Below are 13994 nucleotides of genomic sequence, written 5' to 3' on the forward strand. Positions count from 1 at the left end.
GGAAGCCGCGTCAGGCCAACCGCCTCACGCTTGAACTCTTCGCTGAACTTTCTTCGTTGTGCCATGACACTCCTCCTGCCCCATGATGAGGCTTCTTTGAAGTGTCCGTGTTAGCGGGGTAGAACCCAGACGGTATTGATCGAAGCCAGCTGGATGCATTGTTTGGAGGACTGGGCGACTCTTGGAAGGCTCAAACCCATCGCTACAAAGGCCGCTCCTTGCATGGAAAGAAGGGCAAAGGGCGTTTCCGCGCCTTTGCGCTTGGCGAAAGCGTCGAGTGGCGCACGACCTATCGCGATGGCGCAGATTTCAAGTCCTACACTATTACCGGTCGCGCCAGTCACATGACGGGGTTTCGGGCCTCGCCATCGAGGGATGCAGACACCAAATTCCTGGGAACGGAAGTTGTTGTCGAGAACCTTGAATCAAGCCTACCTTCCCTTACTAACGGCAAAGCGCCAATCGAAATCACCAAACAGTTCGCGGCGTACCTTACAGAGTCACCCGGACTGACCCTGTACTACGATGGGGTCAAGATTGACCCATCAACCGTTCAAACGCACAAGGAGGACATCCACCTCGGGGATGTAGAGCTTCAGAACGGAATGCGCGTGCCGGTCGCCGTTTCCATCATTGAATGGTCTGTACCGACGGACCGCATGTTCGAACTTTGCGACAAGGCGGGCGTTTCACTTCACGAGATTCCAGTTGCTTCGCAGATTAAAGCACCGGGATACAACTTCACGGTCTACGTGAAGAGCGACCATTTCAGGGACCTTGATGCCACGGGATCACTTGCCCTTTCCGATCTGAGCCAAGACGTTGCCGACATCCTCAAGGCTGTCAAAGGGAGGGTCCGCGAAAACTTTCGTCGTCGCATCCTGCAACATCGAAGCGAGACTATCCAGCGATGGAAGGACGAAAAAATCTACCCTTACGAGGACAAGACTGAAGTCCACGCCTCTGAGCAGATCGAGCGCCAAGTGTTCGACATCCTCGCACTCAACGTTGAGGATCACCTACCCGCCTTCGATGAAGCTCCCTCCAAGTCGAGGAGGTTCACATTTAGACTGCTTGCACAGGCGATCCGGGAGAACCCCGACTCAGTCCGCACAATCATGGATGAGGTTCTAAACCTCCGAAAGGATGAACAGGACGATCTGGCGACACTGCTTCAAAAGACAACACTTTCCAAGATCATTACGTCTGCCAAGATCGTGGCTGACCGCCTCAACTTCGTTGAAGCGCTTAGTGACCTTCTGTTCAACAAGGGGAGCAAGAAAAAGTTGTTGGAAAGAGATCAACTGCACAAAGCGCTGGAAGTCGAATCATGGATCTTCAAGGAAGATTTCAACCTAGCCGGTTCTGAGAAGGCGCTGGAGGATGTGTTGGACATCTACATCGACAAGCTTGGAAAGCGTTCCGACGACGAGGGGGAGACAACCGAGGATCCCGTCCTACGTGAGGATGACAAAGGAGGCCGCATTGACCTGATGCTTGCCAGGTCAATCCGACCGACGCAAGGAAGCCATGAATATCTTGTTGTGGAATTGAAACGCCCAAAGCAAAAGACCAACTCTGAGGTGATGGCCCAGATCGAAAGTTATGCCATCGCAGTAGCAAAGGACCATCGCTTCCACCAGAAGCAGACAAAGTGGACGTTCATGATCGTAGGCAACGACATGGACGAGCACGCCCAACTCAAAGCTCGGCAGAAGAATCGTCCGAATGGCCTCGTTTTCGACAGCGATGAACTCAACATCACGGTCTGGGCTAAAACTTGGTCCGAAATCCTGAACGATGCTCGGGCACGGCTGCATTTTTTTAGTCAACAGCTCGACTACCAAGCAGACTCCGACAGTGAACTTGGCTACCTGAAACGCGCGCACTCGAAGTACATTCCCTTGGTTCTGGCTGAACTGGCAACGGGCGCTAACAGTGCGGAAGGCGACGAAGCCCTTCCCCTCCCCTGACGCGCATACCTTAGCAAGTGCGGCGCGCCTTCTGCTGAAGGCTTCCGGCCCGCTTACAAGGGTTAGTAGAGTCCAAGCTAGATCGGCCAACCTGATGATCCCAAAGGACTTAACCCCTAATTGATCAATGGGTTAGGCGTCGTTCGCAATGACGAGGTCGTGGGTTCGATCCCCATCCTCTCCACCAAAAATACCGGAAGGGCCAGACGCGAGTCTGGCCCTTTCTTTTTGGATTGCGTGCCGGCCACGGCATGATCCTCCGCCGAACCCGCCTCGTCGTGCTTGTCCACAAACCGTGTGGATGAAATCCGCACAAAGATGTGGATAACCCTCGCGCGCCCTGTCGTGGCAAGGCTGTCAAGGTGGTTGGCTAAAATTTCGCCATCATCCGGAACGGAATTCCGTTGCTTCCTTCCGCCCCCAAAAGGAAACTGCCGGCTCGCGCCGGCAATCTCCGTTTTCCTTCGACGGGTACCGGCATCAGAACCGGTAGTTCACCCCGAACAGGTAGGTGCGGCCCCACTCGATGTATTCCAGCGGCCGGTCCTTGCTGCCGGCGTAGGTCTGGTACGGCGAGTTGGTCAGGTTGCTGACCTGGAACAGGATGCTCAGGCCGGCCAGCGCGCTGCCGTCGCCGAAGTTGTAGGCGACCTGCGCGTCGGTGATGTCCTCGCCGACCACGTAGCGCAGCGAACGGTCACCATCGAAGTTGCCGATTTCGCCGATGAAGTCGGAACGGCGACGCTGGCTGACGCGCGCCTCGAACCCGTTGCGCTCGTAGTACGCGGTCAGGTTGTACACCCGCTTGGACAGGCCCGGCAGCATGATGTTCTGGCTGCCCACGCTGCTCTGTGCGTTCGGCGGCGGCGGGATGGTGATGTCGCTGTCGTTGAAGCCGGCGCTGGCGATGATGCCGAACCCCCGCAACGCGTCGCTGAACAGATCCAGCGGCAGCGAGGCGGTCAGCTCCAGGCCCTTCAGGGTGCCACCGGTGCCGTTGTACGGCGCGGTGAACGGACCGGTGGTCAGAGTCGGCGGCTCGTTCGGGCCCGGCACGTAGTCCACCAGGAAATCGGTGAAGTCGTAGCCGTAGCGCTTCTCGGTGAAGATGTAGGTGCGCAGATCCTTGTAGAAGAACGCGGCCGAGACATACGCCTTGGTGCCGAAGTACTTCTCGTAGGACAGATCGAACGCGTAGGCGCGCCACGGATCCAGATTCGGATTGCCGCCGCTGGCCCCCGGCTCGCCGGTGGCGGTGTTGACGCCGAATTCCAGCGAGGAGCGCAGCTCATCCACGCGCGGGCGCGCGACCTGCTTGGCCAGACCCACGCGCAGGGTCTGCTCATGCGGGAAGGAGAACGCCAGATTCAGGCTGGGCAGCACGTCGGTGTAGGTCTTGCCGCCGTCCAGCGGCTGGATGTTGCTGCCGGCCGGCTGGGTGCTGTCCCAGTAGCGTGCCTGCGATGCCTGGTCGACATGCTGGACCTGCACGCCGATGTTGCCGCGCACCGGCACCCCGCCCCATTCGGTGTCGATGTTCGCACGGACGAAGGCGGTGGAGATCTCCTCGTCCACATCCCAGGCCTTCGGGATCAGGTAGGACAGGTTGTCGACCGGATTGAACACCATGTAGCGCGCGACCGCGGCCGGCACGTTCCAGGAGGGAATATAGCCGACGCCGGCGAAATTCAGGTCCACCAGGCCGTACTGGAGATCGGAACCGATCGCCGTGATGCCCTGCGCGCCCAGATTGATGTTGCCCTCCGGCTGGCGCTTGAACTTGTGGCGGTCGGCATAGTTCAGGCCCACGTCCAGATCCGAGAACCAACCCCACGATTCGGGCAGCGGCAGCGACGCCGCCAGCTTGATCGCCTTCAGCTCGTCCTCGACCTTCGGGGTCTTGCCGTAGCCGGATCCGTAGATGGTGTTGGTCAGGAACAGAGATGCGGGATTGGAGTAATCAAGCCCCGGATTGAGCTGGGAGAAGTTGTTCTTGCGATAGGCCAGCGCGACCGAGTCCAGTTGCGGAGCCGGCAACAGCTGGGTGTTGTTCTCCAGGTTGATCTCGTCGCGCTTGGTCTTGGAATAGCTGACATCGGCGACCAGGCGGATCTGGCCGACATTGAATTCGTTGTTCCAGCCAAACGCGTTGATCTCGTCTTCGCGGTGGTTGTACATGCCGCGGACCAACGGATACACGTTGTTGGCGGTGCCGCCGGTGAAGGTGTTGTTGCCATTGATGACGGGGTTGGTGACGTTCAACCGCCCATAACCACCGTTGTAGTCGCCGACATGCACTTCGAACTGGTTGGCCGTGTTGACCTGCTCGGCCTCGGAGTGGAACAGATCCAGCGTACTGGTCCAGGCGTTGGAGGGACGGAACTGCAAGGTCGCCATCACGCCGTCGCGCTTGGTTTCACCGGTGCGGCGCAGCGCCTTGATGCCGTCGGAGTAGAAGGTGCCTGCCGGCACGCCCGGACGCCAGTTGTCACCCACGGCCTGCCAGGGCTCGTACAGGCCGACCTGGTTTTCCTGGATCGGCGTCTTCGAATGCGAATAACCGATGGCGAAGCCGAAGCGGCGATCCTTGGACCGGGTGATGTAGCTGGCGTTGATGCGCTCGCCATAGGCGGAGGCGTCGGCCGACTTGCCCAGCGAATTGCGCTGGCCGCGGAAACCGACGGCGCCGACCGGTTCTTCGAAGCTCAGCGGACGCACCGTCTGCATGTCCAGCGTGCCCGACAGGCCCTGTCCGACCAGGCCCGCGTCCGGCGTCTTGTAGACGGTGACGCCACTCATCAGTTCGGACGGGTACTGATCGAATTCGACGCTGCGGTTGTCGCCGGTGCTGACCATCTCGCGGCCGTTGAGCAGCGTGGTGGAGAAGTCCGGGGACAGGCCGCGCACGCTGATCACCTGGGCGCGACCGGCGACGCGCTGCGCCGCCAGACCCGGCAGGCGCGCCAGCGACTCGGCGATGCTGATGTCGGGCAGCTTGCCGATGTCCTCGGCGGAAATGGCTTCGACGATCGAGGTGGAATCACGCTTGACCGAGATCGCTTCCTCGATGCCGCGACGGATGCCGGTGACGGTGACCGTATCGAGCTCGGTGGCCTCGGCCTGCGGCTGCGGTTCGGTGGTGGTGGTGGTCTGTGCCTGCACGCCGGTCGCGGTCAGTGCGATGGCCGATGCCAGCGCCGCACTCAGCAGATTGCGCTTGTGTTGCAACATGTTCCCCTCTCCAAGGACGTTGTGTGCTCGATCCGGATGCGTCGCATGAGATCGTCCGGGTCTGTCGCGCCAGCACGCTGGATTGCGCTGGAACGTGCGGCAATGGTAGTGGCCGGAACCGCTGCACAAATCGCCCTGCATACGTATTCATCCGGTTTTTCCGACGCATGTAACCCATGTTCCGCGCGCGCGTAGCGCGCACGGCATGCGCCGCGCGCCCGACACGTTCGCTGGAAATCCGTTTTCCGGAAAATGTCCCGGATCAGTCGATACGCGCGTAGTAGACACCGCGCGCCGGCAGCACCACCTGGCGATCTTCGAGATGCCCCGACGCCAACCCGGGGCCCTCGATCGATTGCACCGACATGTGCCCGGGAAGCGACCATCGCACGGCTTGCGCGGACAGGTTGAACACCGCCAGCAGCGATGGTCCGTCGCCATCACGGCGGAATGCGAGCACCGGTTCCGGCGCATCGAGGAATGCGATGGCGCCGGTCTGGAGTACCGGCTGGTCGCGGCGCCAGGCGAGGAAGCGGCGCACCTGGCCAAGCACCGAGCCCGTGTCCTGTTCCTGGCGGGCCACGCTGATCGCCCGGTGTTCCCCGGGAATCGGAAGCCATGGCCTGCCGGCGCTGAATCCGGCGCTTTCCTGCGCCGTCCAGGGCATCGGCGTGCGGCAGCCGTCACGGCCCTTGAAGTTGGGCCAGAAGGTCTTGCCGTACGGATCCTGCAGATCCGCGTAAGGCACGTCGGCCTCGGGCAGGCCGAGCTCTTCTCCCTGGTACAGGCACACCGAGCCGCGCAGCGAGCACACCAGCGCCACCAGTTGAGTGGCCAGCGCGGGCGACGGCTCGCCTCCACCCCAACGGGTGACCGCGCGTTGCACGTCGTGGTTGGACACCGCCCAGCAGGGCCAGCCTTCGCTCATCGCCGCTTCCAGCCGTTCGACCGTGCCGCGGATGTAGCCTGCGCTGTGATCGTCGGTCAGCAGTTCGAAGCTGTAGCCCATGTGCAGGCGGCGCCCGGTCACGTACTCGGCGGTGGTCGCCAGCGAATCCTCGGACGAAATCTCGCCAAGCGCGGCCACATCCGGGTAGCGGTCCATCAGCGCCCGCAGTTCCTCCAGGAAGGCCACGTTCTCCGGCTGGGTGTTGTTGTAGTAGTGATACTGGTAGGCGTAGGGATTGTCGGCGCTGAACCCTCGTCCGACCCGCATCTCTTTCGGCTTCGGGGGGTTGTCGCGCAGTTGGCGGTCGTGGAAGCAGAAATTGATCGCATCCAGGCGCAGGCCATCCACGCCCTTGTCCAGCCAGAACTTCACGTTGTCCAGGGTGGCGGCGCGCACTTCCGGATGATGGAAATTGAGGTCCGGCTGCGCGGCCAGGAAATTGTGCAGGTAGTACTGCTCGCGCCGGGGCTCCCAGCGCCACGCCACGCCGCCGAACAGCGACATCCAGTTGTTGGGTGCGGTGCCGTCTTCCTTCGGATCGGCCCAGACATACCAGTCGGCCTTCGGGTTGTCGCGGCTCTCGCGGCTCTCCTTGAACCACGCATGCTCGGCCGAGCAGTGGCTCAACACCTGATCGATCATCACCTTGATGCCGAGCGCGTGCGCCTTGTCCAGCAGGCGATCGAAGTCGGCCAGATTGCCGAACAGCGGATCCACGTCGCGGTAATCGGCGATGTCGTAGCCGAAGTCGGCCATCGGCGACTTGAAGAACGGCGAGATCCAGATCGCGTCCACGCCCAGGCTGGCGATGTAGTCCAGCTTGTCGACGATGCCGGGCAGATCGCCCACGCCGTCGCCATTCGTATCCAGGAAGCTGCGCGGATAGATCTGATAGATCACCGCGCCACGCCACCAGTGCTTGTTGTCCATCGCTTCCCCGGATTTCGATTGGTTCGGCGTGCCGGCCGGTCACGCAACGGGCGTCACTATTCCATGCCCGCGCATCGCCGGCGCGACGCCAAGGGTTTGCATGGGCATGAATACGTATGCATGGAAGCGAATACGCCGGCGTGTCTTCGCCGGCAACGCGCATCCGCCGCCGGATGCGCAAACTCTTCCGCGCAGCCAAAAACAAGGTCTTTTTCGCCACCCATCGACTCCGGACAAGCGGTTTTCACCCGTCGAATCCTCGCGAAATCCTGTTTGCGGTGCAGCATGGAATCGCCACGCGATGCGTCAAGATTCTCCGGCACCACGACCGCGCGCCTTCCGGCGATACCCGCACCGACTCTCTCCAGGTACCCCGCATGACCCCGAAGCCGCGCCTGTCCTTCTGGCAGATCTGGAACATGTCATTCGGCTTTCTCGGCATCCAGTTCGGTTTCGCGCTGCAGGGCGGCTTCATGTCGCGCATCTTCCAGACCCTGGGCGCCGAGAAGGACTCGTTGCCGTTGCTGTGGATCGCCGCGCCGCTGACCGGTCTGCTGGTGCAGCCGGTGATCGGCTACTTCAGCGACCGCACCTGGCACCCCCGACTGGGCCGTCGCCGCCCGTACTTCCTGGCCGGCGCCGTGCTCAGTTCGGTCGCACTGGTGTTCATGCCGCACTCGCCCACCCTGTGGGTGGCGGCGGGCCTGCTGTGGGTCCTGGACGCCTCCATCAACATCAGCATGGAGCCGTTCCGCGCGCTGGTGGCGGACAAACTGCCGGACAGCCAGCGTTCCTATGGTTTCGTGCTGCAGACCCTGATCATCGGCATCGGTACCTGGCTGGCGAGCAACCTGCCCTGGCTGGTCACCCGCCTCGGCGTTTCCAACGAGGCCGGCCCGGGCGTGGTTCCGCCTTCGGTGAAGATCGCCTTCGCGATCGGCGCGTTCGTGTTCCTTGTCAGCATCCTGGTCACGGTGCTGAGCACGCGGGAATATCCGCCGGAAGACGAAGCGCGGTTCCGGGCCCATCGGAGCGCGCAGGGAGGACTGTTCGCCGAAATCCTGCACCACGTGATTCACATGCCCGCGCAGATGCGCCGGCTGGGCGTGGTCCAGTTCTTCAGCTGGCTGGCGTTCTTCGCGATGTGGAGCATGGCCACGCCCGGTCTGACCGAACATGTGTTCCAGGCCCCCGCGCCGGATCCAGCCGCCTTCGACATGGCCGTGCCCGCGCAGGCCGCCGCCTTCCGTGGCGCGAACGCCGCGTTCCAGAACGCCGCCGATCTGGTGGGTTCCTACATGGGCTACTACGGACTGTCGTCGATGCTGATCGCGCTGCTGCTGTCGCTCTATGCCGCGCGCCTGCCGCTGAACCGCAAGGCGGTGCATGCCGGATCGCTGGCGCTCGGCGGACTGGGTTTCCTGTCGATGTGGTTCGTGCCGCAACCGGGCTGGCTGATCCTGTCGTTCGCCCTGGTCGGCGTGGCCTGGGCCAGCATCCTGTCGATGCCCTACGCGCTGCTGTCCAGCCACGTGCCGGGCGATCGCATGGGCATCTACATGGGCATCTTCAACATGTTCATCGTGATTCCGCAGATCGTCGCGGCCACCCTGCTGGGCCCGGTCTTGCGCGCGTTCTTCGGCAACCAGCCGATCTTCGCACTGGTGATCAGCGGTGCCAGCCTGTTGCTGGCCGCGCTCTCGCTGGCGCGCGTGCATGAACACTCCGCACCGCCGGCGACGGCGCCCTTCACTCCGCAGGTGCACTGATGCGAGTTCCCGTACGCACGCTGCTGGCCACCTTGCTGCCCGGCCTCCTGTTTCCCGCCGTCGGCCAGGCCGGTGATCTCTACGGCACCACCGAACCTTTCGCCCGCGAGGCCGTGTACTTCGTGCTGACGGATCGCTTCGTCAACGGAGACCCGTCCAACGATCATCGCGATCAGGGCGGCGCGCATCGCAGCTTCAACCTGCCGACACCCGGCGCGCCCGCCGGCGAATCCGACAACGTCGGCTACCTGGGCGGCGACTTCCAGGGCATCGTCGACAACGCCGGCTACATCCGCGACCTGGGCTTCACTTCGGTCTGGGTCACGCCCATCGTCGACAACCCGGACGAAGCCTTCACCGGTGGCGATCCGGTGACCTGGAATGGCGCCTTCACCGATCGCGGCAAGACCGGCTATCACGGCTACTGGGGCATCAATTTCTATCGCCTCGACGAACATCTTCCGAGTCCCGGGCTGGACTTCGCGGGCTTCACCCGCGCGATGAAGGGGCAGCAGCTCGATGTGGTGCTGGACATCGTCGCCAACCACGGTTCGCCTTCCTACACCATGCCCGCGCCGCAGGCGCAGTACGGCAAGCTATGGGATCGCGACGGCCGACTGGTCGCCGATCACCAGAACCTGCGACCGGAGCGGTTGGACCCCAGGGGCAATCCGCTGCATGCCTTCTACAACACCGGCGGCGGCCTGGCCCAGTTGTCCGACTTCGACCAGGACAATCCGGCGGTGCTCGACTATCTGGTGGGCGCCTACGAGCAGTGGATCGATCAGGGCGCGGCCGCCTTCCGGGTCGACACCATCGCGTGGATGCCGCATGACTTCTGGAAGCGCTTCGCCGATCGCATCCGCGCCAGGCGGCCCGGGTTCTTCATGTTCGGCGAGAACTTCAACTACGACGCCGCCAGCATCGCCGGCCATACCTGGCGCCGCAATGGTGGCTACAGCGTGCTCGATTTTCCGCTGAAGGCGAAACTGGTCGAGGTGTTCGAGAAACCCGGCAGCGATTTCGCCGAGCTGGGCAAGGCGCTGTATCTGGAGGACGGCCCGTATGCGAACCCGTACGAACTGATGACTTTCTACGACAACCACGACATGGCGCGCATGAACGCCCCGGACACGGGTTTCATCGACGCGCACAACTGGCTGTTCACCGCGCGCGGCATCCCGGTGATCTACTACGGCTCGGAGACCGGATTCATGCGCGGGCGCGCCGAGCACGCCGGCAATCGCAACTACTTCGGCCAGGCCCGCATCGACGCGGCCAAGGCGCATCCCATCCATGCGGGGCTGAAACGCATCGCCACGCTGCGTCGTGATTCGATCGCCCTGCAACGCGGCCTGCAATTGAATGTGTCGCTCAAGGGCGACGAAGCCGTTTTCTACCGGATCCACGACCATGGTGGCGAACGACAGACCGCGCTGGTGCTGCTGAACAAGGCGGATCGGCCGGCGACCATGCGCGTGAACGAATACCTGCAGGATGGCGAGTGGCGCGATGGCTTCGACGGCACACCGGTGCGGGTGGACGGCGAGCTGCGCGCGGACGTGCCCGCTCACGGCGTGCGGGTGTTCTTCTTCGATGGCGCGATCACCCGCGCCGACACCCTTGCCCGCCTGCGGGATCTGATGATGCGCAAGGCGCCGAAAGCCGACTGACGCACGCTGGTCGCGCGGGACCCGCGTGCGTTCAGGCGCCGGTGGAGCCGCGCGGAATCACCCGCGCGGGAATCGACTGGCTTTCCACCGCCTCGCCATTGATCAGCCGGAGCAGACTGTCCACCAGGATCTGTCCCGCCCGCTTGGTGTCCTGCTGCACGGTCGACAGCCCCGGAGTGACGAACGCGGCCAACGGAATGTCGTCGAAGCCGGCGACCGCCACGTCGTCCGGAACCCGCCGGCCATGCTCGTGCAGCGCCTTCATCGCACCGATCGCGATCAGATCGCTGGCGGCGAAAATGGCGTCGAAGCGGACCTTGCGCTTCAGCAGCTCCTGCACCGCCTCGTAGCCGGACTGTTCGCTGGTCACCGCATCCACCTGCAGCGATGGCTGCGCCGGGCTGCCGGCGTCCTGCAAGGCCTGGGCGTAGCCGCGATAGCGCTCGAAGAATTCGGGATAGTGGTTGGAGGCGTGGCCGAGGAAGGCGATGTCGCGCCGCCCTTGCCCGATCAGGTGCACGGTGATGTCGTGCCCGCCCTGGAAGTTGTCGCAACCGATCGAGATGCCGGGTTGTCCGGGCAGCACCGCGCCCCAGCGCACGAAATGCGTGCCCTGCTGGACCAGTTGCTCCAGCCGCGACTGCGCCTCCAGATAGTCGCCGTAGCCCAGCAGGATCAGGCCGTCGGCCTTGTTGCTGTCCTCGTAGTCGGCCTGCCAGTTGGTCGACAGTTGCTGGAACGAAATCAGCAGGTCATAGGACTGCAGCGCGCAGGCGCGGGTGATCGAGCCCAGCATCGACAGGAAGAACGGATTGATCTGGGAGTCGTCGGGCGTGGGGTCCTCGAAGAACAGCAACGCGATCGTGCCCGAGTGCTGGCGGCGCAGATTGGAGGCGTTCTTGTCGACCTTGTAGTTCAGCTCCGCGGCGATCGCCTGGATGCGCTTGCGGGTTTCCTCGTTGACCATCGGACTGCCGCGCAGCGCGCGCGACACGGTCGGCTGCGACACGCCGGCCAGATGGGCGATGTCCAGGGACGTGGCCTTGCCTTTGATGGGAGCAATCACGATGAACGGGGCGTGGTCGGCATACCCCGGCATCATGCCACGCGACCGCGCCGACGGCAGCGGAAGCCCGCGGGACCGTCCGCGCGGGCGCCGGGACCATGCGCCTCCGGCGTTCAGGCGCCGGCGGGAGCCTCGATGCCGTGCAGTTGCATGCCGTCGGCGTCGCGGACGCTGACCGAGACCTCGACACCGTGGCGGACGCTCTCGGTGACCGTGCAGAAGTTCTCGAACTGGGCCAGCAGCCGTTCCAGCGACTGATACGCCGCCGCGGCTTCCGCCAGTTGGATGTCCACCTGCACATGGCCGACCCGCAACCGTCCCTGTTCGTTGCGCACCAGTTCGGTGGTCGCGGTGGTCACCAGGGGACCGGGCTGGTTCTTGAACTTGCGCATCGCGAACAACAGGCTGGCGGACAGGCAGTTGGCGATCGCGGTGGTCAGCATCAGCGTCGGGCTGGGACCGGCGCCCTGCCCCAGCGGTTCGGATTCGTCGGTGAGCAGTTCCGGAATGGCGGTACCGTCGAAGCGGACCCGGAACTGGAAATCCTGCTCCTGGTGCAGGGTGATGGTCAGGCGCGGGTTCTCGCTCATCGAAAGGCTCCGGAAGGAAATCAGGGTTGGGCGCGCGCGGCTGTCGCGCCGGCCGTGCCGCCATCGCAGCCCGCGCCGAGCAACCGGGAATGACGCAACCAGTCCTGGTCCGGATAGTAGGCAAACACGAACGAACCGTTGCGAATCGTGTCGATCAGCGGTCGCGCCACCGCGGTGCGCACCGCCGGGCAGCCCAGGCTGCGGCCGAGCCTGCCCTGCTGGCGGATCAGGGTTTCGCTGACATAGGGCGCGCCATGGATGACGATGGCGCGGTCGCGCGCGCGATCGTTGATGCCCGGCTCCAGCCCTTCCAGACGCAGGGAGTAGCCGTTGCCACCGACATAGCTTTCCTGGGTACGGAACGCACCCAGGCTGGACATGTAGCTGCCGTTTTCGTTGGAGAAACGGCTGGCCAGGTTCTCGCCGGTGTTGCGGCCATGCGCCACCCATTCCTCGAACAGCAGGCGTTGCCGCGCCAGATCGAACACCCACAGGCGCGGCTGCGTGGATGGCCGCGAATAGTCGATCACGCTCAGGGTCGGCGGCAGCGCGGTGCCACGCAGTGCGCAGGACATCGCCTGGGTGGCTAGCGAAAGCACCTTGCGATCCAGTTTTGGCGCGGTGCGCGCGAGTTGGTCGACCAGGCCGGCGGCGGGTGCGTTCTGCGCGTGCCCCGGCAGGGCGACGCTGGCGAGCAGGCTGGCGAGGGAGAGCAGGCGGAAACGGGGCGGCATACGGAACCACGGGGCAACGGAGGAAAGATGCGAGTGCCGTTCCGCTGGCCGTCGCGTCAGGGCTGGATGGGGCCGCCGGGATCCGATTCCAAGACGGGCTCGGCCGGCTGTTCGGCCGGCGTTGCGCGCACCCCCGGCAGATCCGAGATCAGCACGGTGGTGCCCGGCTGCAGGATGCCATACAGGCGGCGCGAGAACGCCTCCGGCACCCAGAAGGACTGGCCCAGCGCCTGCAGCGTGGGCATGGCCGCGCCGTTCTCGCCCAGTACCCGATGCGCGACCCAGCGATGCTGGCGCCGCTGCGGATCCAGCAGACTGGGAATGTCTTCCATCTCCGTGGTCATCACGAACAGCACGGTGCCGTTCAGTTCCAGATCGCCGACCCGCTGCAGGGGCGCCGAACCAATCAGCACGCCGTCGCGCAACACCGACACCCGCCGGTCGTACAGGCTGACCAGGATGCTGACCGGCCCCTGCGGCGCGGCCGCCTCGTCCCAGTAGACCTCGAACTCGCCCAGCGGCGCGGTCACTGTCTGGCCGCTGCGGGTCACCGGCGCCAGCACGGCCGGGTGCACCACGCTGGCCGGCGACGCCTTGGCGTTGGCCACCACCACCGTATCGCCACGCTGGGTGATGCCGAAGAGCTGTTCTGCGAAGGCCTGCGGCAGGCGCACGCAGCCATGCGAGGCCGGATAGCCGGGCAGATGGCCGCCATGCAGGGCGATGCCGTCCCAGGTCAGCCGCTGCATGTACGGCATCGGCGCGTTGTTGTAGAGGTTGGAGCGGTGATCCTTGTTCTTCTGCAGGATGGTGAACACGCCGGTCGGCGTGTCCTTGCCCGGCTTGCCGGAACTGATCGTGGACACGCCGATCGCGATGCCGTTGCGATACACGTAGGCACGCTGCTCGTCCAGGCTGACCACCAGCACCACCGGGCCTTCCGGCGCGATCTGCGGCGCCCAGACGTATTCGCCCGGCTTCAGCCGGCTGGCGTCCTGGGCGGTCTGGGCGGTGGCGGTGGCAGCCAGGCCGAGGGCGATGCCCAGGGCCACGGACACGACAAGGATCTTTTTCATGCC

9 protein-coding genes are annotated in these 13994 nt (G+C 64.0%); 3 read left to right on the top strand and 6 right to left on the bottom strand.

The window, feature by feature from the left end:
• The first annotated feature begins 218 nt into the window (after nt 1-218).
• Entirely contained in the window at nt 219-1973 is a 1755-nt protein-coding gene (locus tag AC3DEZ_RS07045) for a PDDEXK family nuclease (protein ID WP_488387582.1), read from the top strand.
• A 480-nt stretch (nt 1974-2453) separates the two neighbouring features.
• On the opposite strand, the gene AC3DEZ_RS07050 is transcribed toward AC3DEZ_RS07045, so the two are convergent.
• Together AC3DEZ_RS07050 and AC3DEZ_RS07055 are read right to left on the bottom strand one after the other, a co-directional pair.
• Nucleotides 2454-5204, bottom strand: coding sequence for a TonB-dependent receptor (locus tag AC3DEZ_RS07050; RefSeq protein WP_488387583.1), 2751 nt, complete (start codon nt 5202-5204; stop codon nt 2454-2456).
• A gap of 262 nt (nt 5205-5466) precedes the next feature.
• Nucleotides 5467-7083, bottom strand: coding sequence for an alpha-glucosidase (locus tag AC3DEZ_RS07055; protein ID WP_488387584.1), 1617 nt, complete (start codon nt 7081-7083; stop codon nt 5467-5469).
• A 377-nt stretch (nt 7084-7460) separates the two neighbouring features.
• Here AC3DEZ_RS07055 and AC3DEZ_RS07060 point away from each other — a divergent pair, with 377 nt between their 5' ends.
• Both AC3DEZ_RS07060 and AC3DEZ_RS07065 read left to right on the top strand, forming a co-directional pair.
• Nucleotides 7461-8852, top strand: a complete 1392-nt coding sequence (locus AC3DEZ_RS07060; RefSeq protein WP_488387585.1) for an MFS transporter — start codon at nt 7461-7463, stop codon at nt 8850-8852.
• Nucleotides 8852-10525, top strand: coding sequence for an alpha-amylase family glycosyl hydrolase (locus AC3DEZ_RS07065; RefSeq protein ID WP_488387586.1), 1674 nt, complete (start codon nt 8852-8854; stop codon nt 10523-10525). The genes AC3DEZ_RS07060 and AC3DEZ_RS07065 overlap by 1 nt, the downstream gene beginning before the upstream one ends.
• 31 nt (nt 10526-10556) lie before the next feature.
• Here the strand turns inward: AC3DEZ_RS07065 and AC3DEZ_RS07070 are convergent, their stop codons facing one another.
• From AC3DEZ_RS07070 to AC3DEZ_RS07085, 4 genes are all read right to left on the bottom strand, one after another.
• Nucleotides 10557-11624 carry a LacI family DNA-binding transcriptional regulator gene (locus AC3DEZ_RS07070; RefSeq protein ID WP_447105270.1) on the bottom strand — a complete coding sequence of 356 codons (1068 nt, stop codon included), beginning with the start codon at nt 11622-11624 and terminating at the stop codon, nt 10557-10559.
• Between the two features lie 80 nt (nt 11625-11704).
• Nucleotides 11705-12181, bottom strand: a complete 477-nt coding sequence (locus AC3DEZ_RS07075; RefSeq protein ID WP_488387587.1) for an OsmC family protein — start codon at nt 12179-12181, stop codon at nt 11705-11707.
• A 20-nt stretch (nt 12182-12201) separates the two neighbouring features.
• Nucleotides 12202-12915: a murein L,D-transpeptidase catalytic domain family protein gene (locus tag AC3DEZ_RS07080; protein WP_488387588.1), complete on the bottom strand. Its 714-nt coding sequence runs from the start codon at nt 12913-12915 to the stop codon at nt 12202-12204.
• A 56-nt stretch (nt 12916-12971) separates the two neighbouring features.
• The gene (locus tag AC3DEZ_RS07085) at nt 12972-13991 is read right to left on the bottom strand and encodes a L,D-transpeptidase (RefSeq protein WP_488387589.1); all 1020 of its coding nucleotides are present in this window, start codon (nt 13989-13991) and stop codon (nt 12972-12974) included.
• Nucleotides 13992-13994 lie beyond the last annotated feature (3 nt).

Source organism: Pseudoxanthomonas sp. 134C1 (assembly GCF_057773065.1).

Bases quoted from the DNA above. Each gene is read 5' to 3' on its own strand.
- AC3DEZ_RS07050 (WP_488387583.1), bottom strand. From the start codon at position 5,204: ATGTTGCAACACAAGCGCAATCTGCTGAGTGCGGCGCTGGCATCGGCC.
- AC3DEZ_RS07055 (WP_488387584.1), bottom strand. From the start codon at position 7,083: ATGGACAACAAGCACTGGTGGCGTGGCGCGGTGATCTATCAGATCTAT.
- AC3DEZ_RS07060 (WP_488387585.1), top strand. From the start codon at position 7,461: ATGACCCCGAAGCCGCGCCTGTCCTTCTGGCAGATCTGGAACATGTCA.
- AC3DEZ_RS07065 (WP_488387586.1), top strand. From the start codon at position 8,852: ATGCGAGTTCCCGTACGCACGCTGCTGGCCACCTTGCTGCCCGGCCTC.
- AC3DEZ_RS07070 (WP_447105270.1), bottom strand. From the start codon at position 11,624: ATGCCGGGGTATGCCGACCACGCCCCGTTCATCGTGATTGCTCCCATC.
- AC3DEZ_RS07075 (WP_488387587.1), bottom strand. From the start codon at position 12,181: ATGAGCGAGAACCCGCGCCTGACCATCACCCTGCACCAGGAGCAGGAT.
- AC3DEZ_RS07080 (WP_488387588.1), bottom strand. From the start codon at position 12,915: ATGCCGCCCCGTTTCCGCCTGCTCTCCCTCGCCAGCCTGCTCGCCAGC.
- AC3DEZ_RS07085 (WP_488387589.1), bottom strand. From the start codon at position 13,991: ATGAAAAAGATCCTTGTCGTGTCCGTGGCCCTGGGCATCGCCCTCGGC.